A 19,728-nucleotide genomic window follows, 5' to 3' on the forward strand; every position below is an offset into this window, starting at 1 on the left:
ACCCGGTGGGGGAGAATTCATTGGCCAAGCAGGCCGAAGGGCCGCCTCTCGAGCTGCGGTAACCCCACCATCCCTCACCCCTGGCTCAAACATTCCCAGAGGCTGAGGGGAGCGCTGCGAACAAGCCCGTCAGTCGGTCTCCACCGGTCGCCCTCCCAGCAATTTCATCCACAACGCCACGACTTCCGCCAGTTCGGCGCGTAGTGCGTGCGGTGCCGGCAGCTCCATGCGCTGGTAGGCGGGCAGCCGGGCCAGGCGGTCGTCGTCGCGGGGTTCTTCCAGTAATTGGCTGGCGACCTGCACCACGTCCGCCAGATCCACCGGGCCCTTGTGCTGGCGGCACCAGTCGCGGCGCAGGCGGGCGCAGTCCTGCATGTTGCCGGGTAGTTTCCAGGCGGTGAGCAACAGCACGCCCAGTTCGGCGGAGAGTTGTTCACAGAGACGCTGCAGGTCGACTTCCAGGCGTGACACTTGCGGCCATTGGTGCAGTTCCTTCAACAGCGGCAGGCTGCCGACGTCCTGCAGCAGGCCGGCCAGCAGGGCGTCTTCTGCTTCCAGGTGAGGCAGGTGTTGCGCCAGGCCGGCACTGAGGGCCGCGCGTTGCAGGCTGAGGCGCCAGCGCTTGTTGAAGACTTTTTCCAGGCTCGGTTCGCTACCCTCGTACAGCTGCCGCAGTTCGAAGGCCAGCACTAGGTTGACCAGGCGCCTGCCGTCCAGTTGCCTGACTACGTCCGTCAGTTGCGCGCCGGGGTGGATGTGGCCGAGCAGGGGCAGGCTGGCGAATTCCTTCAGGCGATCGGCCAGCGCGGGGCAGGTCTCCAGAAGGGCGCTGGCTTGTTCGTGGGTGGCCGCGTCCGCCGTCTGCAGCTGGCGCAAGCGCAGGGAGACCCCCGGCATCGGCGGCAACGCACCGGCGTCCTTGAGAAAGCGCTCGTAGAGCGCGAGTTTCACGTTGTCATGACGGTTGTCCATTTGGGATTGCTCCTGGCGTCCTTGATTGACAAGGGTAGTGGGCATTTCTTAGGGTGCCCGACCATCGGGCGGGAAGCGCCCCGGCAACCGCCACGGAACAGATAACGCGATGACTGAAAGCGACGACCGGATCAAGCTCGAAGCGAGCTGGAAAGAAGCCCTGCGGGATGAGTTCGACAAGCCCTACATGCAGGCCCTGAGTGAGTTCCTGCGCCAGGAGAAGGCCGCGGGTAAGGTGATCTTCCCGCCGGGACCGCTGATCTTCAATGCACTGAACTCCACGCCGCTGGAGCGGGTGAAGGTGGTGATCATCGGCCAGGATCCCTACCACGGCCCGGGGCAGGCCCACGGCTTGTGCTTCTCGGTGCAGCCGGGCGTGCCGGCGCCGCCGTCCCTGCAGAACATCTACAAGGAGCTCAAGCGCGACCTGAACATCGAGATTCCGTCCCATGGCTACCTGCAGTCCTGGGCCGATCAGGGCGTGCTGATGCTCAACACCTCCCTCACCGTCGAACAGGCCCGCGCCGGTTCCCACGCCGCTGCCGGCTGGCAGCCCTTCACCGACAAGGTGATCGAGGTGGTCAGCCAGAGTCGTCCGCGCCTGGTGTTCCTGCTCTGGGGTTCCCACGCGCAAGGCAAGGAGCGCCTGATCGACCCCACCAAGCACCTGATCCTGAAATCGGCGCATCCGTCGCCGCTGTCGGCGTACCGGGGCTTTCTCGGCAACGGCCACTTCAGCCGCTGCAACAAGTTCCTGGCCCAGCATGGGCTGGAGCCGATCGAGTGGAGCCTGCCCGCGCTCTGAGCGGTCAGCGCGGGTAGCAGGCCAGGCCGCGCAGGTCGCTGGCCAGGTCGGCCAGGCGATTGTCCAGGTGTTGGCGCTGGTCCGTCTCGGCCTGGTTGAAAAGGTCGGCAAGCAGGCTGGCGAAGGTCTGGAGCTGCTGGGCCTCGAAAGTCCGGAACGCAGCGGTCCCGTGGGTTTTCGGGGACTGCAGCAGGCTGGTCAACTGCGCCGCGAAGTCGGGATTGTGACGCGCGTACAAGGTGCGGCGCAGGGCCAATTGCCAGGCCTGGCGATTCTCCATCCAGATCCGGTTGTACTCGCCCTGGGCTTTCGACCACTCGGCGATTCTCGCCCGCTGGCGGGCTGTGGCCCGGCCCATCCAGTCCTCAACCCGCTTCACCATGCGCTGGGTGCGTTGGTCCACCTGCTTGGTCATGGATGGCGCCAGGTACTCGTCGTGCAGCGCATCGTTCTTCTCGTCCATGGCGACATAGAGCTCACCCACTTGCCCGGGGCTCAGGTTCTCGGTCAGCCCGATCACCGTTGGCGTGATTTCAACGGAAATGCGCTTCACCGAGCTCTGCACGTTGTCGATCCAGCCTTGCACTGTGGCTGGCTCCAGATGCGGTTGTTTTGTCTGGAGGCGGACGCTTTCCAGCCAGTCGACATAGATCGGTAGTTGCGTACGGCAATGCCATGCCAGGTGCTGTTGCAGGTGAGAGTCCAACCATTGCTCCTGTCGGTCGTCGAGCGTGACGTAGCTCTTGACCCACAGGGGAATGATCAGGTCGAGGTTGCGGTAGGCCAGATCGAGACGGCTGCAGGAGGCCAGCAGCAGGGCGGTAGCGAACAGCAGGAGACGAAGCGGCGCGATGCGTCCGGACATGGCGGTCAGCCTTGGCAACCATCGGATAGGAAGAGCATAGGCGCGTCTTGTTGCGAATGATTTCGCACCCGCAACTAGATGTTGCCGGGACAAAAAAGAGCCCGCACGAGGCGGGCTAAGCATGGGTCTCTTGCTTCTGCCAGCGCCGGAACACTGGCTCGGCGAGGAACAACACCAACAACAGTCGCAGCACCTGCAGGGCGGTGACCAGGGGCACCGACAATTGCAGCGCTTCAGCGGTGAGGCTGAGTTCGGCGATGCCGCCCGGCATCATGCCCAGCATCAGCGAACGGTGGTCGAGCCCGTCCAGCCAGCCCAGCAGCTCTGCAGCCACGGCGGCGAAGGCCATGCCCAGGGAGGTGGCCAGCAGGGTGCGGGCGATGAAGGAGGGCGCGCGGCGGAAGAATGCGCGATCGAAATGACAGCCCAGGGCACTGCCGATCAGCCACTGGCCGAGTTGGCTGGCGCCTTGCGGGAGGCCCAGCTGTAGGTCGAAGCCGATGCTCATGGTGGCGCTGACCAGCAGCGGGCCGATCAGCCAGGGGTTGGGCTGGTGGTAACGCTGCATCAGCATCGCCAACAGTGCGCCGCCGGCCAACAGCGCCACAAGCCAGCTCCAGTCCACAGTTGCGGCCTGGTGCTGGATGGCCGGAACGCCGAGAAAGAACTGGAACAGCGCCGGCACGCTCAGCACCACCAGCAGCAGGCGCAGGCTCTGGCCGGCGGCGACGCGGCTGAGTACCGCGCCGTTACGCTGGCCGAGGTTGACCATCTCACTGGCACCGCCCGGCATGCTGGCGAAGAAGGCGGTGGCGCGGTCCTCGCCGCTGCGCAGCATCAGGCTGATGCCAATGACGCTGGAAAGGGTGGTGGCCACGGCCCCGATCAGGATGATCGCGCTGTTGGCCAGCACCTGTTCGATCACCGCCGGGGTGAAATGCAGGCCGATGCCCACGCCCACGATCCACTGACCGCACTTACGGCCGCCGGGGATTTCCGCCAGTGGCAGATTGCCGATGCAGCGTACGGCGATCACCGCCAGCAGCGAGCCCACCATCCACGGCAGCGGCCAACCCACCAGGCTGGCCAGCCAGCCGCCGCCGGCACCCACCAGCGGCGTCAGCAGCCACTTAGGCATGGGCCAGCTTCGCCTTGGCCCGAGCGCGCATCCAGCGAATCCCCGGCAACGCCAGCATGATCGCCGTCAGCACCCAGAGCGCGATGGTGATCGGACTGCTCCAGAGAATGCCGAGGTCGCCATTGGTGATGGACAGGGCGCGGCGCAGGTTGGACTCCATCAGCTCGCCCAGGACGAAACCGAGGATCAGCGATGACAGTGGGAAGTCCATCTTGCGCAGCAGGTAGCCGAACACCCCGAGGGCAGCCATCAGTACCAGGTCGAAGGTGGTGCTGTGAACGGCATACACGCCGACGACGCTGACGATGGTGATCGCCGGCACCAGGATCCAGGTCGGCACGCTGAGCATGCGCGCGAACAGGCCCACCAGCGGGATGTTCATCACCAGCAGGATGACGTTGCCGATGAACAGCGACGCGATCAGGCCCCAGACCACGTCGGGCTGTTGCTCGAACAGCAGCGGACCGGGGGTGATGTTGTAGAGGGTCAGGGCGCCGATCATCACGGCGGTGGTACCCGAGCCCGGCACGCCAAGGGTCAGCATGGGGATCAGCGAGCCACAGGCCGAGGCGTTGTTGGCCGCTTCCGGAGCGGCCACGCCGCGCAGGTCGCCTTCACCGAAGCGGCCACTGCTGCCGGCCATGCGCTTCTCGCTCATGTAGGTGATGGCGCTGGCGATGGTGGCACCGGCACCCGGCAGTACGCCGATGACGAAACCGGCCAGGGAGCTGCGCACGCTGGTCCACCAGGTAAAGGAAAACTCCCTGAAGTTGAACAGCATGCGCCCGCTGGCCTTGACCGCCTGCTGGCCGGTGGCGGTGTGTTCGAGCATCAGCAGCACTTCGCTGACGCTGAACAGGCCAATCACCACGATCACGAATTGGATGCCGTCGGAGAGGCCGACGCTGTCGAAGGTGAAGCGATAGACCCCGGTGGTGGCGTCCACGCCGACCGTGGCCAAACCTAGGCCGATCAGCGCCGAGAGCAGAGTCTTGACCGGCTTGTCGCCGACCATGCCGCCCAGGCAGGCGATGGCGAAGACCATCAGCACGAAGTACTCCGCCGGGCCGAAGGCTACCGCCCAGTTGGCCAGGATCGGCGCGAAGAGCACGACGCCCATGGTGGCGATGGTGCTGCCGATGAAGGAACTCATGGCCGACAGCGACAGGGCGATGCCGCCCTTGCCCTGGCGCGCCAGGGGGTAGCCGTCGAGGGTGGTCATGATGGCGGCGGCGTCGCCGGGTACGTTGAGCAGGATCGCCGAGATACGTCCGCCATACTCGCAGCCCAGGTACACGGCGGCCAGCAGGATCAGCGCGGTCTCCGGCGGCAGGCCGAGGGCGAAGGCGAGTGGTAGCAGGATGGCCACGCCATTGATCGGGCCAAGGCCCGGCAACAGGCCGACGACGGTGCCCACGAAGGCGCCGAACAGTGCCACCAGGAGGTTGATCGGGCGCAGGGCGACGTCGAAGCCCTGGGCCAGGAAGTTGAGGGTTTCCATCTCAGTTCTCCAGGAAGGCCAGCAGGCCCAGGGGCAGCGGTACGTCCAGCAGGTAGTCGAACAGGCCGTAGAGCAGCACGCCCATCAGCACGCCACTGACCAGGCTCGGCAGCGGCCGGCCCATGAACAGCAGGCCGAGGCCGAAGCCGACCAGGGTGGTGCTGACAACGAAGCCCAGGGGTTCGAAGAGCAGGGCGTAGGCGAGCAGGGCGGCGACGCAGAGTGCAACCTTGCGAGCCAGCGGCCAGGAAATCGGCAGGTCTTCGGTGTCGCCCGGCTTGTAGAGAAGCCAGAGTGCGGCCGTTGCCATCAGGAACAGGAGCAGCAGGGGGTAGGCGCGTGGGCCGACCGGGTCGTAGCTGAAGGGGGCCTGAAAGCCCCAGGCGACCACTGCGAGCAGGGCGCAGACGAGCAGCCAGACCGCAGCGAAGATTCGTACGTACATGGCGATTTACCTAGGAATCATTGATCTCCCCTCTCCCGTTGGGAGAGGGGGCCGGAGCGGCGTGTTACTGCGCCAGGCCGAATTCGCCGGCGAGCTGCTTGTACTGCTTCACCTGATCGAAGACGTAGGCCTTCAACTGGTCGCCGGTGAGGCTGAGGGGGAACAGGTCGCGCTGTTCACGCAGCTTGGAGAAATCGTCGCTGGCCAGCAGGGTGTCGAACTGCTGCTTCCACCAGTTGAAGTCTTCGTCGCTGACTTCCGGGCCCATGTAGAAGCCACGGATCACCGGCCAGGTGATAGCGAAGCCCTGCTCCTTGGCGGTGGGGATTTCGGCCAGCTTGCCTGGCAGGCGCTGGTCGGAGAGCACGGCGAGAACGCGGATCTTGCCAGCTGCCAGTTGCGGGGTGATCTCGCCGAGGCCGCTGCTGGTCACCTGCACGTGGCCACCGAGCATGGCGGTGAGGGTTTCGCCGCCGCCCTCGAACGCAACGTAGCGCAGCTTCTGCGGGTCGATGCCGGCGGCGCGGGCGATCAGCGCGGTCTGCATCCAGTCCTGGCCGCCGATGGTGGCGCCGGCGCCGAAAACAATGGAGGCGGGGTCTTTCTTAACCGCTTCCACCAGTTCGCCCAGGGTTTTGTACGGGGAATCGGCGCGTACGGAGATGGCGCCGTAGTCGGTGCCGATGCCGGCCAGCCAGCGCACGGCGTTCTCGTCATAGCGGCCGAACTTGCCCTGGGCAAGGTTCAGCAGGGAGCCCGATGAAAAGGCGGTGATGGTGCCGGCATCTTTCGGACGCTGGGCTACCACGGCGTTGTACGCCACGGCGCCGACGCCTCCAGGCATGTAGGTGACGCGCATCGGCGCTTCGAGCAGGCCGCCGTCCTTCAGGCCGCTCTGGGCCAGCTTGCAGGTGAGGTCGAAGCCGCCGCCAGGTTTGGCTGGGGCGATGCACTCGGGGCGCTTGGGTTCTGCCAGCAATTGGGTGGACAGCAGCAGGCCGGAAGTGATCAGGGCGATGCGGGAGAGGGCAGTTTTCATCGGGGTTCTCCTGTGGAGTTTTATTTTGGTTCAGTCATCACCAGATCGGCAGTGCATAACTGACGATCAGGCGCAGTTCATCCGCGTCGCGGGCGAAGCTGGAGCGGAATCCGGCATGGCGTGCACGCAGGGTGAGGTTCTTCAGGCTGCCGCTGGGCACGACGTACTTGAACTCGACGTCGCGCTCCCACTCGCGGCCTTCCTCGCTGCTGCCAGTGACTTCAGCGTTGTCGCTGGTGATGTAGCGGGTCATGAAGCTCAGGCCGGGAACGCCCATGGCGGCGAAGTCCAGGTCGTAGCGGGCCTGCCAGGAACGCTGGTCGGCGTTGGCGAAATCGTTGATCTGCACGAAGTTCACCAGGAAGGGGTCGCTGCCATCGATGTAGGCGTAACCGGTGTCGCCGCTCATGCGCTGATAGCCCAGGCCCACCTTGTGGCTCCCCTGGCCGTAGCTGACCATGCCGTTGAGGGCACGGTTGTCCACCTTGCCGGCCTCGGCGCGGCCGGTGTCGTCGCTGATGGCGTAGCGCAGGTCAGCGCTCAGGGTGCCGGCAGCCAGCGGTTGGCTGGCGAGCAGGCTGAAGAAGTGCTGGCGGTAGACCTCATTGAGCTCGGCGAAGTAGTACCGGCCGGTGTAGTGCTTGCTGAAGGCGTAGTCGGCACCGGCGAGGTCGAAGTGATCGCCGGTGGCGGCAGCAGCGAAGCGCTTGTTCTTGTTGTTGATGGCCAGGTCTTCGGAGTTGGTGGAGGCGCGGTCCTTGACCTCCGACAGACGTCCGCCGGTGAAGGTCAGGTTGCTGATCTCCTTCGAGGTGAGCAGGCCGCCTTCGAACACTTGGGGCAGGATGCGGCTGTCGCTGGCTTTCACCACGGGCAGTTCGGGAATGTGGCTGCCCAGGCGCAGTTCGCTCCTGGAAGCGCGCAGCTTGGCGGTCAGGCCGAGCTTGCTGTACTCGTCCGGGGTGCCGCCGTCGTCCTGCACAGGCAGCAAGTCGGTGCCGCTGCGGCCGGGGCTGGAGTCGAGCTTGATGCCGAGCATGCCAAGGGCGTCGAGGCCGAAGCCGACAGTGCCCTCGGTGTAGCCGGATTCGAGGTTGAGGATGAAGCCTTGCGCCCATTCTTCGCGTTTCGACTGGCCGGAGCCTTCGCGGAAATCGCGGTTCAGGTAGATGTTGCGGGCTTCGAGGGTGGCCGAACTGTCCTTGAAGAACTCGGCATGGGCCTGGGTGGCCAGGGTGCTGCTGGCGATGGCGAGACTGAGGGTGCAAACAGGCGCAAATGCCTGCCGTGCGGCAGTGAGCATCGAGTGGTCTCCGTTGTTGTTCTTGTTAGCCGACGCAACCACGGGCCGGCTTTTTTACGGGTGGTCATTGCCACCCTGTCGCGATGCTATGCAGTGAAACTTTCGCCAGCCTTTCAGCGTGAAAGAAAGTTCGTGCGACGTTCACAGCCTTCAATCGGCCGTTAAACTTCCGAGTGATCGCTGCCATTTCGGAGACATTCTCGTGCGAATCCTGCTGGTCGAAGACCATCCCCAACTGGCTGAAAGCGTTGCCCAGGCGCTCAAGGGCGCGGGCTGGACGGTGGATGTGCTGCATGACGGCGTGGCCGCCGATCTGGCACTGGCCAGTGAGGATTACGCCCTGGCAGTACTGGACGTGGGGCTACCGCGTATGGATGGCTTCGAGGTGCTGGCGCGTTTGCGTGGACGTGGCAAGACCCTGCCGGTGCTGATGCTCACCGCCCGTGGCGAGGTGAAAGACCGGGTTCACGGCCTCAATCTGGGGGCGGATGACTACCTGGCCAAGCCCTTCGAGCTGACTGAGCTGGAGGCGCGAGTGAAGGCACTGCTGCGCCGCAGCGTGCTCGGTGGTGAGGCGCAGCAGCGTTGCGGGGCGCTGGTGTATGACCTGGGCACGCGGCGCTTCAGCCTGGAGGACGACATCCTCAGTCTGACGTCGCGTGAGCAGTCCGTCCTGGGGGCGCTGATCGCACGGCCGGGGCGGGTGATGAGCAAGGAACAACTGGCTTCCCAGGTGTTCGGCCTGGATGAGGAAGCCAGTCCCGATGCCATCGAGATCTACATCCACCGCCTGCGCAAGAAGCTGGAAGGCAGCGCGGTGCGCATCGTCACGTTCCGGGGGCTGGGCTATCTGCTGGAGAGCCAGGATGCGTGAAGCCGGCAGCCTGCGCGGGAGGTTGCTGCGCCGCCTGGCGCTGATGCTGGGCGCCTTGCTGCTGATCGCCAGCCTGAGCTCCTACTGGAGCGCCCGCGAGGCCGCCGACACGGCCTACGACCGCACCTTGCTGGCGTCGGCCCGCGCGATTGCCGATGGTCTCTACGAAACCGACGGTCGCCTGAGGGCGGACGTTCCCTATGTGGCGCTGGATGTGTTCGCCTACGACAGCGCGGGGCGCATCTTCTATCAGGTGATCGACCCGGACGGGAAGCTGGTGTCGGGCTATGAGCATCTGCCGGCGCCACCGCCGGGCACGCTGCGCACTGACGACTATCCAGCGCTGGCGCGCTTCTACGATGCCGAGTACGAGGGCGTTGGCGTGCGGGTGGTGAGCCTGCTGCAGCCGGTCAGCGAACCGCGCCTGAATGGCATCGCCGAGATTCGTGTCGCCGAAACCGAAAGCGCACGCGAGCGCCTGGCCCGGGGCCTGCTGGTGGACAGCCTGTGGCGGCTGGTGCTGCTGGTAGTGGCGGCGCTGGTACTGGTGTGGCTGGCGGTCAGTGCGGCGTTGCGGCCCTTGAACAAGCTGCGCCTGGCGGTGGAGGAGCGCCAGGCCGATGACCTTCGGCCCTTGCCCGAGGTGGCGGTGCAGCGCGAGTTGCGTCCGCTGGTGGACGCCCTCAACCAGTTCACCGAACGCCTGCGCGGATTGTTCCAGCGCCAGGCGGATTTCATTGCCGATGCTTCCCACGAACTGCGTACCCCGTTGGCAGCGCTCAAAGCGCGGGTGGAGCTGGGCCTGCGCGATCAGGAACCCGCGGTCTGGCGCTCGACCCTGGAAGAAGCGGCGCAGAACACCGATCGCCTGACTCACCTGGCCAACCAACTGCTGTCCCTGGCACGCATCGAGAGCGGCGCGCGGGCCATCGCCGAGGGCGGCGCCGAACGTATCGAGCTGGGTCAACTGGCTCGTGAGCTGGGCATGGCCCTGGCGCCCCTGGCTCATGCCCGCGGCGTCGCGCTGGCGCTGGAGGCGGAAGACCCGGCCTGGGTCATGGGCGAGCCGACGTTGCTCAATGAGCTGCTGTGCAATCTGGTGGACAACGCCCTGGCCCATACCCCCAAGGGTGGCAACGTGACCTTGCGGGTGTGCTCACCGGCGGTGCTGGAGGTGGAGGATGACGGCAGCGGCATCCCGCCCGAGGAGCGCGACAAGGTGTTCCAGCGTTTCTACCGGCGCAACGTGCAGAGCCGTGGGGCGGGATTAGGGCTGGCTATCGTCGGCGAGATCTGCCGGGCCCACCAGGCCGAGATCAGCCTGCACGATGGCGAGGCGGGTGGGTTGAAGGTGCGGGTGAGCTTTCCGCCGGCCTGATGCTCGCTGTGGCAATGACTACCGCAGGTTTCCACCGTCGGCCGGGAGTCGCCGGATCGATAGGGTGTGATCCCTACGGCGCCAGGCTGAGCGGCTGCTGCACTTCCAGCAGGTAGCGGGCGACCTTGCCGCTTTCCCGCAGCTGCAACAGCCCCTTGTTGAAGCGTGCGATCAGCTCGGCATTGCCGGGCACCTCGCGGGAGAGCATCAGGTGCAGGCTGTCGCTGCGTAGGGGGTGTGGGTGAAAGCTCATCTGTGCGCGTTCGGCGGAGCTGAACTTGTCGTTCAGCAGGGCGAATGCGACGACTTTGTCCATGGGAAATGCGTCGAGCCGACCGGCCAGGATCATTCGAAGGCCTTGTTCTTCACCGCTCAGGCGCTTGACCTGGATCTGGCCGTGACTTTCGGCGCGCTGGAAGTCCGCGCCATAGTCGTAGCCCAGGGCGCCGCCGAGTTGCTGGCCCTTGAGGTCGGAAACCTGTTGCCAGTCCAGGGGGCGGTCCTTGCGGTGGAAGAAGTAGTAGGTGCTGTCCACCACCGGCTCGCTGATGAAGAAGAGCGCTTCCCGCTCCGGGCTGAGCAGCCAGACGGCCGTGCCAGCGCGCTCGCCGCGCTCGGCCAGGTGCATCGAGCGGGCCCAGGGGTAGAACTCCCATTTCACCTTGATGCCTTCCAGGGCGAAGGCTTCCTCGACAATGCGCGAGGCCACGCCCTGGTGGGGAAGCCTGGCGCCCAGGTAGGGGGCCCATTCTCCGTTGGTCAGGCGCACTTCTTCTGCAGCGACCAGGCCGTGGCAGAGCAGGCATAGGGAGAGAAGGAGTACGCGCATCCGGGTCCATCCAGCGACGTCAGGGGAAGCCTGAGTCTAGCGCTGGATGGGGGGATGCGCGCGGGTTTTACTGGAGCAGGCCCATAGCCGCCTCCATGGCGGCGGAGAGGTCTTCGTCGGCCTGCATGTCGACGTTCGGGTCGAGGCCGAGCTTGGCGAATGCGGGCACCTGGCTCCAGTCCAGTTGGGTGTAGGGGTGCTCGCTGCCGAGGTAGCTCTGCAGGGTGGCCACCTGGACGATGTCGATGTAGTCGACGCGTGCCGAGTTGCGGCTGAAGTCCAGGTACTGGCTGGGCACTGCGGCGATCGGCTCGGGGAACTCCCAGGCGCGCAGGATGCGGTCGCCGATCAGCGGGTGGATGCGCTCGATCACATGATTGAGGCTGATGGAGTCGGCCAGCAGCTCGTTGTGTTCCTCGGCATAGGTGAGGATGGGCAGCACGCCGATCTGGTGCACCAGGCCAGCCAGGGTCGCCTGGTCGGGCATCAGGCGGGTGTAGTGGCGGCAGAGCACGTGGCAAATGCCGGCGATTTCAGTGCTCTTGTTCCAGACTTCGCGCATCTTGCGGTCGACCACGTCCGTGGTGGCCTGGAACATCTGCTCCATGGCCAGGCCGGTGGCCAGGTTGCTGGTGTAGTTGATGCCCAGCCGGCTGATGGCCATCTGCAGGTCGGTGATTTCCTTGTTGGTGCGCAGCAGAGGGCTGTTCACCACCTTGATGATGCGGGCAGTCAACGCGGCGTCGTTTCCAATCACCTTGGTCAGGTCCTGGATGCCGGCGTTCGGGTCTTCGGCGGTCTCGCGCACCTTCAGCGCGACTTCCGGTAGGGTCGGAAGCACCAGTTCATCGCTTTCGATGGCCCGGGTGAGCTCTTGTAGGACTTTGTCGGCAAGCTTGCTCATTGGATATCTCGTCAGTGGCCGGCAGGGGGTAGCTAGCGTTGGATTTCGCGGTCGGCGTCCAGCGTGTAGGGCAGGTCGAGCAGGCTTAGCGCCGGGCCATCGGCCGTGCCGAGGTGGATGCGCCCGTCGTTCACGGCGTCTTCCTGCAACACGGCGAGCAGCTCGCAACCGTCCGTCGTCGGGGCGGCCAACACCACTTCACCCACCGAACTCTGGTGCACCGGGGAAAAGAGCTCGACGCCCGGTTGGGGCCGCTCGCCTGCAGCCAGTGCCAGGCGGTATAGACGACGCTTGAGCTTGCCCAGGTACTGCATGCGGGCGACGATTTCCTGGCCGGTATAGCAGCCTTTCTTGAAGCTGACGCCGCCGAGCGCCTGGAGGTTGATCATCTGCGGGATGAACAGCTCACGGGTAGCACCGAACACCTGGCCGATGCCCGCGCGCACCTGGGCCAGCAGCCAGGCGTCCAGCGGTGCCTGTGGCAGTTGCGCAGCCAGGCGGGCTTCCAGGGTGGTGGCTTCTCCCGAGGGGGCCCAGAGTTCGGCGCGGCCGTCGGAGAGGCGTACGGCGATCAGGTCGCCTTCGCGAGTGACGCTGTCAGCGGACTGCGGCAGGTCCAGGCCCAAGGCGAGCAGGGCGCCATCGCCCTGGCTGAGGCCGAAGCGCACCCAGTTGGCGCTTTCATCGGTCAGGGTGGACTTGGAAAAGACGGCGTATTTTTTAAGGTCGGCCAGTTGGGCTTCGACCAGGTCACTGGCCAGGGCCAGCAGGAAGCCCTCGCCCTGGGTGAGGATGCGGAAGCTGGAGATCATTCGGCCCTTGGGCGTGCAGCGGGCGCCCAGGCTAGTGGTGGTCTCATCCAGATAGCTGAGGTTGCAGGTCACCTGGCCCTGGAGGAATTTCGCGGCATCCACGCCGCGGACGGCGAGCAGGCCTTCGTGGGAGAGCGGACAGAAGAATGCTGAGTCGGCCATTGCGGATCGCTGGAAAAATGTCTGGGGCGCCATCATAGAGTTCCGCTGGTGGCTTGTCAGCGGGTGCCCGGGGCGACGGCTGTGGTTATAATGCGCGCCTCTTTCCTGGAGGCGCTGTGATGGCCGACTCAATTGAACTGAACCGACTCTTCTGGCACAGCCGTCGCGGCATGCTTGAACTGGACGTGCTACTGGTGCCCTTCGTGAAGGAGGTGTATCCGAGCCTCGACGCCGAAGACCAGGCTCGTTACCGCAAGCTGCTGGAATGCGAGGACCAGGATATGTTCGGCTGGTTCATGCAGCGCGGCGAGCCGGAAGATGCGGATCTGCGCCGCATGGTTCGCATGATCCTGGATCGTGTCCAGCCCAAGTAACACCTTCGAATGCCACTGGCGCCCATCGCGGCGCCTGCTGGCGCTCTACCTGATCCTCTCATGCCTGGCGGTCCTGGCCCTGTCGGTTGCCAATGTTCCTCTCTGGGCGCGGATTGCCGGCTTCATGGCTTGCGCGGTGCACGCCGCCTGGTGCCTACCCAGGCAGATTCTTCTGACCTCTCCCAACGCCTTTACCGGCTTGCGTCTTGACGACGACGGCTGGCAGCTCTGGTGCGCGGCCGATGGCTGGCGGCCGGTGCAGTTGCGCCCGGACAGCCTGGCGCTGCCGTTGGCGGTGATCCTGCGCTTCCGCGTGCCGGGGCAGTGGTGGGGGAGGGGGCTTTGCATACCGGCGGATGCCCTGCATCAGGAGCAGCACCGCCGGTTGCGGGTGAGGTTGGCGTTCAGTCGCCGAAGATGGGCGGAACCAGAATAGTGTCCTTGGCCTCGGGCAGCAGATCCGGATAGTCCAGGGTGTAGTGAAGGCCACGGCTCTCGTGGCGCTGCATGGCCGAGCGGATCATCAGTTCCGCCACCTGCGCCAGGTTGCGCAGTTCGATCAGGTCGCGGCTGACTTTGTAATTGCTATAGAACTCGTCGATTTCGCTGAGTAGCAGGCGTACCCGGTGCTGGGCACGTTGCAGGCGTTTGTTGGTGCGCACGATGCCGACGTAGTCCCACATGAAACGCCGAAGTTCGTCCCAATTGTGCGCAATGATCACGTCCTCGTCCGAGTCGGTCACCTGGCTGGCGTCCCAGGTTGGAAGGTGGGTGGGCATCGGCACTTCGCCCAGTTGGCTGAGGATGTCCGTCGCGGCCGAACGGCCATACACGAAGCATTCCAGCAGGGAGTTGCTGGCCATGCGGTTGGCGCCGTGCAGGCCAGTGAAACTGGTCTCGCCGATGGCGTAGAGGCCGGGGATGTCGGTTCGCCCCTGCTGATCCACCACCACGCCGCCGCAGGTGTAGTGGGCCGCCGGTACCACTGGAATCGGCTCACGGGTGATATCGATTCCGAAGTCCAGGCAGCGCTCGTAGACCGTGGGGAAGTGGCTCTTCACGAACTCGGCTGGCTTGTGGCTGATGTCCAGGTAGACGCAGTCCACGCCCAGGCGTTTCATCTCATGGTCGATGGCGCGGGCCACCACATCGCGCGGGGCCAGTTCGGCGCGCGGGTGGAAACGCTGCATGAAGCGTTCGCCATTGGGCAGCTTGAGCAGGCCACCTTCGCCGCGCACGGCTTCAGTGATCAGGAAGCTCTTTGCCTGAGGGTGATAAAGGCAGGTGGGGTGGAACTGGTTGAATTCCAGGTTGCCCACCCGACAACCGGCGCGCCAGGCCATGGCGATGCCGTCACCGCAGGCACTGTCGGGGTTGCTCGTATAGAGGTAGACCTTGGCCGCGCCGCCGGAAGCGAGCACGGTGAAGCGGGCATGGAAGGTATCCACTTCGCCATTGTTGCGGTTCAGCACGTAGGCGCCCAGGCAGCGCTGACCCTCGCGGCCGAGCTTGCGCTCGGTGATCAGGTCGACGGCGACGCGCTGTTCCAGTAGCTGGATGTTCGGCCGTTTCTTCGCCTGCTCCAGCAGGGTGTTGAAAATGGCAGCGCCAGTGGCGTCGGCAGCATGAATGATGCGCCGGTGGCTGTGGCCGCCTTCGCGGGTGAGGTGGAATTCGAAGCCGCCGTCTTCGCGGGCGCTTTCATCGTCGCGGGTGAAGGGCACACCCTGGTCGATCAGCCATTGGATGGCCGCCCGGCTGTGCTCTACCGTGAAGCGCACGGCGTCTTCGCGGCACAGGCCGGCGCCTGCGATCAAGGTGTCTTCGACGTGGGAATCGACCGTGTCGGTGTCGTCCAGCACAGCAGCCACACCGCCCTGGGCCCAGTAGGTCGACCCATTGCTGAGGTCGGCCTTGCTCAGTACGACGATGTTCAGGTGCGAGGGCAGGGTGAGGGCCAGGGTCAGGCCGGCGGCGCCGCTGCCGATGACCAGTACGTCATGCTGGAAATGTTGGCTCATGTCGGTTCCCGCGAAAAAAGCGGCGGCTAGTATATAGCCGGGGTGGGCGGCACAATAGCGCGCTTATGATCCTGCGTGGTGCCACGGAACTTTTTTAGTCGTTCAGGTTCCATTCAGGGTCACCATTTTGAAGAGACGGTGCTTGCTTACACTTACGCAACGAATGCACATGAAATGTGCAGCCCGGATGCCTGTAGATCAAGCGACTTATATTCGGCGCAGCATGGCCGCAGGCTCTGCTGCGTCATTCCGTGCAGATGAAAAAACAATCTGCAGGAAGCTTGCTTGGAGGGGAGAACTTTTGCGCAACGCCCGAGTCTATTTTGGCAAGCCGATCCACTGGCTGGCGCAACACCCCTTCGAGATCGACGAGGAGTGTTCATGCTAACCCAGGAAGAGGATCAGCAGCTGGTCGAACGGGTGCAGCAGGGCGACAAGCGGGCTTTTGATCTGCTGGTGTTGAAGTACCAGCACAAGATTCTCGGGCTGATCGTGCGATTCGTGCATGACGCCCAGGAAGCCCAGGACGTAGCCCAGGAAGCCTTCATCAAGGCTTACCGCGCGCTCGGAAACTTCCGCGGCGACAGTGCGTTTTATACGTGGCTGTACCGCATCGCCATTAACACGGCGAAAAACCATCTGGTGGCGCGTGGAAGACGCCCGCCAGACAGTGATGTAAGTGCTGAGGACGCCGAGTTTTATGACGGTGACCACGCCCTCAAGGATATCGAGTCGCCGGAGCGAGCCCTGCTCCGCGATGAGATCGAGGCCACAGTGCACCGGAGCATCCAGCAGCTGCCGGAAGATTTGCGCACGGCGCTAACCCTGCGCGAATTCGATGGTCTTAGTTATGAAGACATTGCCAGCGTCATGCAGTGTCCGGTGGGTACTGTGCGATCCCGTATCTTCAGAGCGCGGGAAGCCATCGATAAAGCCTTGCAACCCTTGTTGCATGGAACCTGAGACAGCGGCGACAGCCAAGAGGGGAACCGCCATGAGTCGTGAAGCTTTGCAGGAATCGCTGTCCGCGGTGATGGATAACGAGGCGGACGAACTGGAGCTGCGTCGAGTTCTCGCCGCCAGCGAAGATCAAGAACTACGGGCTACCTGGTCGCGTTACCAGATTGCCCGTGCCGTGATGCACAAGGAGCTGCTGGAGCCGCGCCTGGACATCGCTGCCGCGGTATCGGCCGCCCTGGCCGAAGAAGCCGCGCCGCCGGCGAAGGTGGTACGCGGTCCGTGGCGCAGCCTGGGACGACTGGCCGTTGCCGCTTCGGTGACCGTGGCTGTGCTGGCCGGTGTACGCCTGTATAACCAGGACGAGGTCGTAGGCACCCAGCAGCTGGCGCAGCAGCAGGGCAGCCAACCCACGATGGTTATGCCGCAGGCGCAGAAAGGTGCCGTTCTGGCTGGCTATAGTGAAGATGCCCAGCAGGTTCAGCAGCCCATCGGCGCGACACAGTCGTCTTCCGGTTGGCACGAGAAGCGTTTGCCGGCCTACTTGCGGCAGCACGCGCAGCAGGCTGCGATGAGTGGTAGCGATAGCGCATTGCCCTATGCCCGTGCTGCCAGTCTGGAGAGCCGCTGAGGAGGAACATGCGCGCACTTCCGGTATTCATCTTGCTAGGCGGCTGGCTGGCCCAATCAGCCCAGGCCGCTGACGCTCAGGACTGGCTGCAGCGCCTCGCTGACGCGGAGCAGCGCCAGAGTTTCCAGGGAACTTTCGTCTACGAACGAAATGGGAGTTTCTCCACCCATGAGGTCTGGCATCAGGTCCAGGAGGGTGGGGAAGTGCGCGAGCGTCTGTTACAGCTCGATGGCCCGGCGCAAGAGGTGGTGCGCGTCAATGGACGCGCCCAGTGCGTGAGTGGCTCCCTTTCCGATCAGATGTCCGATGGTCAGGTCTGGCCCGCCCGTACGCTCGATGCCAAGCAGCTTTCCGAATGGTATGACCTGCGCCTGGCTGGCGAATCTCGCGTAGCCGGTCGACCGGCCATGGTCCTGACCCTGGCTCCCCGTGATCAGCATCGTTATGGCTTCGAGCTGCATCTGGATCGTGACACCGGCTTGCCGCTCAAGTCCCTTCTCCTGAGCGACAAGGGACAGTTGCTGGAACGGTTCCAGTTCACTCGCATCAATACCACGACCCCCCCGGCTGATGCCGACCTGCAGCCCAGTTCGAGCTGCAAGTCTGTGCGCGTCAGCGAGGCGCAGGCCGACAAGCCAGCCCATTGGCGCTCCGAATGGCTGCCGCCGGGCTTCAGTCTGACCAGCGCGCAGGAGCGTCGCAGTCCGGCATCGTCCGATCCTGTGTCCAGCCTGCTCTACAGCGATGGCCTGGCACGTTTCTCGGTGTTCCTCGAGCCGCTGCATGGCGCAGTGGTCGAAGATGCACGCAGCCAGTTGGGGCCGACAGTGATGGTGTCCAAGCGGCTCAGTACTGCGGACGGCGACGTGATGGTGACTGTGGTCGGCGAAATCCCGCTGGGAACGGCCGAACGGGTCGCCCTGTCCATGCGGGCAGTGGAGGCATCTGCGACACAATGATCCCTGCTACAGGATCTATAACCGCATCGCGGTGCGGGAGTTTCGGCTCCCGCTTTGTCTTTTTCACGATGTTCCACCGAGCCTGGGGCTGACGCTCCGGGCTCGTTTTGCTTTTATGTTTCTGCTTTGCTCGTCGGGCCGGGCGGCTCGGCGAGTTCATACCACTCGTTATGCGACGGGAGCTGTATGTCGATGCTTAACCTTAAATCCTGCATGACTGCCATGGCAGCCTTGCTGTTGCTTGGTCAAACCCTTGTGGCTCGTGCCGAATTGCCGGACTTCACGCCTCTCGTCGAAGAGGCGTCTCCGGCAGTCGTCAACATCAGTACCCGGCAGAAGCTGCCCCAACGTGGTGCGGCCGGGGCCCAAGTGATGCCGGACCTGGAGGGTCTGCCGCCGATGCTGCGCGAATTTTTCGAGCGCAACATGCCGCAGATGCCGCGTAATCCGCAGGGCGGTCGCCAGCGCGAAGCACAGTCGCTTGGTTCTGGCTTCATCATCTCCAGTGACGGTTATGTCCTGACCAACAACCACGTGGTGGCTGACGCCGATGAGATCATCGTGCGCCTGTCCGACCGCAGCGAGCTGGAAGCCAAGTTGATTGGTGCCGATCCGCGTACCGACGTGGCATTGCTGAAGGTCGAGGGCAAGGACCTGCCGATCGTGAAGATCGGTAAATCCGACGAGCTCAAGGTGGGCAGCTGGGTGCTGGCCATCGGTTCGCCGTTCGGCTTCGACCACTCGGTGACGGCCGGTATCGTCAGCGCCAAGGGGCGTAGCCTGCCGAACGAGAACTATGTGCCGTTCATCCAGACCGACGTCGCCATCAACCCGGGCAACTCCGGTGGCCCGCTGTTCAACCTGGATGGCGAAGTGGTTGGTATCAACTCGCAGATATTCACCCGCTCCGGTGGCTTCATGGGGTTGTCTTTCGCCATCCCGATCGACGTTGCCATGAGCGTCGCGGATCAGCTGAAGTCCGAGGGTAAGGTGAACCGCGGCTGGCTCGGCGTCGTGATCCAGGAAGTGAATAAAGACCTGGCCGAATCCTTTGGTCTGGATAAACCTGCCGGTGCGCTGGTGGCCCAGGTTCAGGAAGGTGGCCCGGCAGCCAAGGGCGGCCTGCAGGTGGGGGATGTCATCCTCAGCATGAATGGTCAGCCCATTGTGGTTTCCGCTGACCTGCCGCACCTGGTCGGAAATCTCAAGCCGGGTAGCAAGATCAGGCTGGAAGTCGTGCGTGGCGGTAGTCGCAAGACCCTTGATATGGCCATTGGTGCCCTGCCGGAAGATGGCGAGGAAATGGCCGCCGCAACCGGCGATGGCGTCGAACGCAACATTAATCGCCTTGGTGTGAGCGTGGTCGAACTGACCGATGAGCAGAAAAAGGCGCTGGATATCCAGGGTGGCGTTGTGATCAAGGAGGTCCAGGACGGTCCGGCGGCCATGATGGGCCTGCGTCCGGGTGATGTGATCACCCACTTGAACAATCAGGCCATCACCTCGGCCAAGGCTTTCACCCAGGTGGCGAAGGAGCTGCCGAAGAACCGTTCGGTATCCATGCGCGTACTGCGTCAGGGTCGTGCCAGCTTCATCACCTTCAAACTGGCCGAATAGCGCGGTTGCAGTGCATAAGGGCGGCCAATCAGGCCGTGTGAAAACTCCCTGAGTGCAGGCCAAGCCAACGCCCCGACTGGTTCGGGGCGTTGGTGTTTCTGGGTAATCGAAAGCGAGGAGCGGGATTTATCCCATCAGCTCG

20 protein-coding genes are annotated in these 19,728 nt (G+C 64.3%); 9 read left to right on the forward strand and 11 right to left on the reverse strand.

Annotation, left to right across the window (positions count from 1 at the left end):
- Positions 1–129: 129 nt before the first annotated feature.
- Positions 130–972 carry an HDOD domain-containing protein gene (locus FFS60_RS26575; RefSeq protein ID WP_137823679.1) on the reverse strand — a complete coding sequence of 281 codons (843 nt, stop codon included), beginning with the start codon at positions 970–972 and terminating at the stop codon, positions 130–132.
- A 109-nt stretch (positions 973–1,081) separates the two neighbouring features.
- Here FFS60_RS26575 and ung point away from each other — a divergent pair, with 109 nt between their 5' ends.
- Positions 1,082–1,777: a uracil-DNA glycosylase gene (ung, locus tag FFS60_RS26580; protein WP_028626333.1), complete on the forward strand. Its 696-nt coding sequence runs from the start codon at positions 1,082–1,084 to the stop codon at positions 1,775–1,777.
- 4 nt (positions 1,778–1,781) lie between these two features.
- On the opposite strand, the gene FFS60_RS26585 is transcribed toward ung, so the two are convergent.
- The 6 genes from FFS60_RS26585 to FFS60_RS26610 all read right to left on the reverse strand — a co-directional run bounded on the left by FFS60_RS26585 (position 1,782) and on the right by FFS60_RS26610 (position 8,068).
- A complete protein-coding gene (locus tag FFS60_RS26585) occupies positions 1,782–2,642 on the reverse strand; it encodes a DUF6279 family lipoprotein (RefSeq protein WP_137823680.1) in 861 nt (286 codons plus the stop codon).
- A gap of 115 nt (positions 2,643–2,757) precedes the next feature.
- The gene (locus FFS60_RS26590) at positions 2,758–3,780 is read right to left on the reverse strand and encodes an AbrB family transcriptional regulator (protein WP_137823681.1); all 1,023 of its coding nucleotides are present in this window, start codon (positions 3,778–3,780) and stop codon (positions 2,758–2,760) included.
- Positions 3,773–5,281, reverse strand: coding sequence for a tripartite tricarboxylate transporter permease (locus FFS60_RS26595; RefSeq protein ID WP_137823682.1), 1,509 nt, complete (start codon positions 5,279–5,281; stop codon positions 3,773–3,775). Before FFS60_RS26595 ends, FFS60_RS26590 begins: the two co-directional genes overlap by 8 nt.
- 1 nt (position 5,282) lies before the next feature.
- On the reverse strand, positions 5,283–5,726 hold the full coding sequence (locus FFS60_RS26600; RefSeq protein ID WP_137823683.1) for a tripartite tricarboxylate transporter TctB family protein: 444 nt from the start codon (positions 5,724–5,726) through the stop codon (positions 5,283–5,285).
- Positions 5,727–5,790: 64 nt separating this feature from the next.
- Positions 5,791–6,765 carry a tripartite tricarboxylate transporter substrate binding protein gene (locus FFS60_RS26605; protein ID WP_028626338.1) on the reverse strand — a complete coding sequence of 325 codons (975 nt, stop codon included), beginning with the start codon at positions 6,763–6,765 and terminating at the stop codon, positions 5,791–5,793.
- Positions 6,766–6,802: 37 nt separating this feature from the next.
- Positions 6,803–8,068: an OprD family porin gene (locus FFS60_RS26610; protein ID WP_028626339.1), complete on the reverse strand. Its 1,266-nt coding sequence runs from the start codon at positions 8,066–8,068 to the stop codon at positions 6,803–6,805.
- A 202-nt stretch (positions 8,069–8,270) separates the two neighbouring features.
- Here FFS60_RS26610 and FFS60_RS26615 point away from each other — a divergent pair, with 202 nt between their 5' ends.
- Both FFS60_RS26615 and FFS60_RS26620 read left to right on the forward strand, forming a co-directional pair.
- Positions 8,271–8,942, forward strand: a complete 672-nt coding sequence (locus FFS60_RS26615) for a response regulator (RefSeq protein ID WP_137823684.1) — start codon at positions 8,271–8,273, stop codon at positions 8,940–8,942.
- A complete protein-coding gene (locus tag FFS60_RS26620) occupies positions 8,935–10,320 on the forward strand; it encodes a sensor histidine kinase (RefSeq protein WP_028626341.1) in 1,386 nt (461 codons plus the stop codon). Before FFS60_RS26615 ends, FFS60_RS26620 begins: the two co-directional genes overlap by 8 nt.
- Before the next feature lie 73 nt (positions 10,321–10,393).
- On the opposite strand, the gene FFS60_RS26625 is transcribed toward FFS60_RS26620, so the two are convergent.
- The 3 genes from FFS60_RS26625 to FFS60_RS26635 all read right to left on the reverse strand — a co-directional run bounded on the left by FFS60_RS26625 (position 10,394) and on the right by FFS60_RS26635 (position 13,027).
- Positions 10,394–11,149, reverse strand: a complete 756-nt coding sequence (locus FFS60_RS26625) for an ABC transporter substrate-binding protein (protein ID WP_137823685.1) — start codon at positions 11,147–11,149, stop codon at positions 10,394–10,396.
- A gap of 67 nt (positions 11,150–11,216) precedes the next feature.
- Positions 11,217–12,053, reverse strand: a complete 837-nt coding sequence (locus FFS60_RS26630) for an HDOD domain-containing protein (protein WP_137823686.1) — start codon at positions 12,051–12,053, stop codon at positions 11,217–11,219.
- Between the two features lie 32 nt (positions 12,054–12,085).
- Entirely contained in the window at positions 12,086–13,027 is a 942-nt protein-coding gene (locus FFS60_RS26635; RefSeq protein ID WP_028626344.1) for a folate-binding protein YgfZ, read from the reverse strand.
- A gap of 119 nt (positions 13,028–13,146) precedes the next feature.
- Here FFS60_RS26635 and FFS60_RS26640 point away from each other — a divergent pair, with 119 nt between their 5' ends.
- Positions 13,147–13,401, forward strand: a complete 255-nt coding sequence (locus FFS60_RS26640; protein ID WP_028626345.1) for a succinate dehydrogenase assembly factor 2 — start codon at positions 13,147–13,149, stop codon at positions 13,399–13,401.
- Positions 13,385–13,837: a protein YgfX gene (locus FFS60_RS26645; protein ID WP_028626346.1), complete on the forward strand. Its 453-nt coding sequence runs from the start codon at positions 13,385–13,387 to the stop codon at positions 13,835–13,837. Before FFS60_RS26640 ends, FFS60_RS26645 begins: the two co-directional genes overlap by 17 nt.
- Here the strand turns inward: FFS60_RS26645 and nadB are convergent.
- A complete protein-coding gene (gene nadB, locus FFS60_RS26650) occupies positions 13,806–15,422 on the reverse strand; it encodes an L-aspartate oxidase (RefSeq protein ID WP_137823687.1) in 1,617 nt (538 codons plus the stop codon). The two genes, FFS60_RS26645 and nadB, sit on opposite strands and share 32 nt — an antisense overlap.
- A 381-nt stretch (positions 15,423–15,803) precedes the next feature.
- Here nadB and rpoE point away from each other — a divergent pair, with 381 nt between their 5' ends.
- The 4 genes from rpoE (at position 15,804) to FFS60_RS26670 (ending at position 19,586) form a co-directional block, all read left to right on the forward strand.
- Positions 15,804–16,385 (forward strand): RNA polymerase sigma factor RpoE, encoded by a 582-nt coding sequence (gene rpoE / locus FFS60_RS26655; RefSeq protein ID WP_028626348.1) that lies wholly within the window; start codon positions 15,804–15,806, stop codon positions 16,383–16,385.
- Between the two features lie 31 nt (positions 16,386–16,416).
- The gene (locus tag FFS60_RS26660; protein WP_028626349.1) at positions 16,417–17,010 is read left to right on the forward strand and encodes an RseA family anti-sigma factor; all 594 of its coding nucleotides are present in this window, start codon (positions 16,417–16,419) and stop codon (positions 17,008–17,010) included.
- Positions 17,011–17,018: 8 nt separating this feature from the next.
- Entirely contained in the window at positions 17,019–17,969 is a 951-nt protein-coding gene (locus tag FFS60_RS26665) for a MucB/RseB C-terminal domain-containing protein (RefSeq protein WP_137823688.1), read from the forward strand.
- A 192-nt stretch (positions 17,970–18,161) separates the two neighbouring features.
- Positions 18,162–19,586 carry a DegQ family serine endoprotease gene (locus FFS60_RS26670; RefSeq protein ID WP_137823689.1) on the forward strand — a complete coding sequence of 475 codons (1,425 nt, stop codon included), beginning with the start codon at positions 18,162–18,164 and terminating at the stop codon, positions 19,584–19,586.
- Positions 19,587–19,728 lie beyond the last annotated feature (142 nt).

It is taken from the genome of Pseudomonas sp. D(2018) (genome assembly GCF_005502555.1).
GTDB lineage: Bacteria > Pseudomonadota > Gammaproteobacteria > Pseudomonadales > Pseudomonadaceae > Metapseudomonas > Metapseudomonas resinovorans.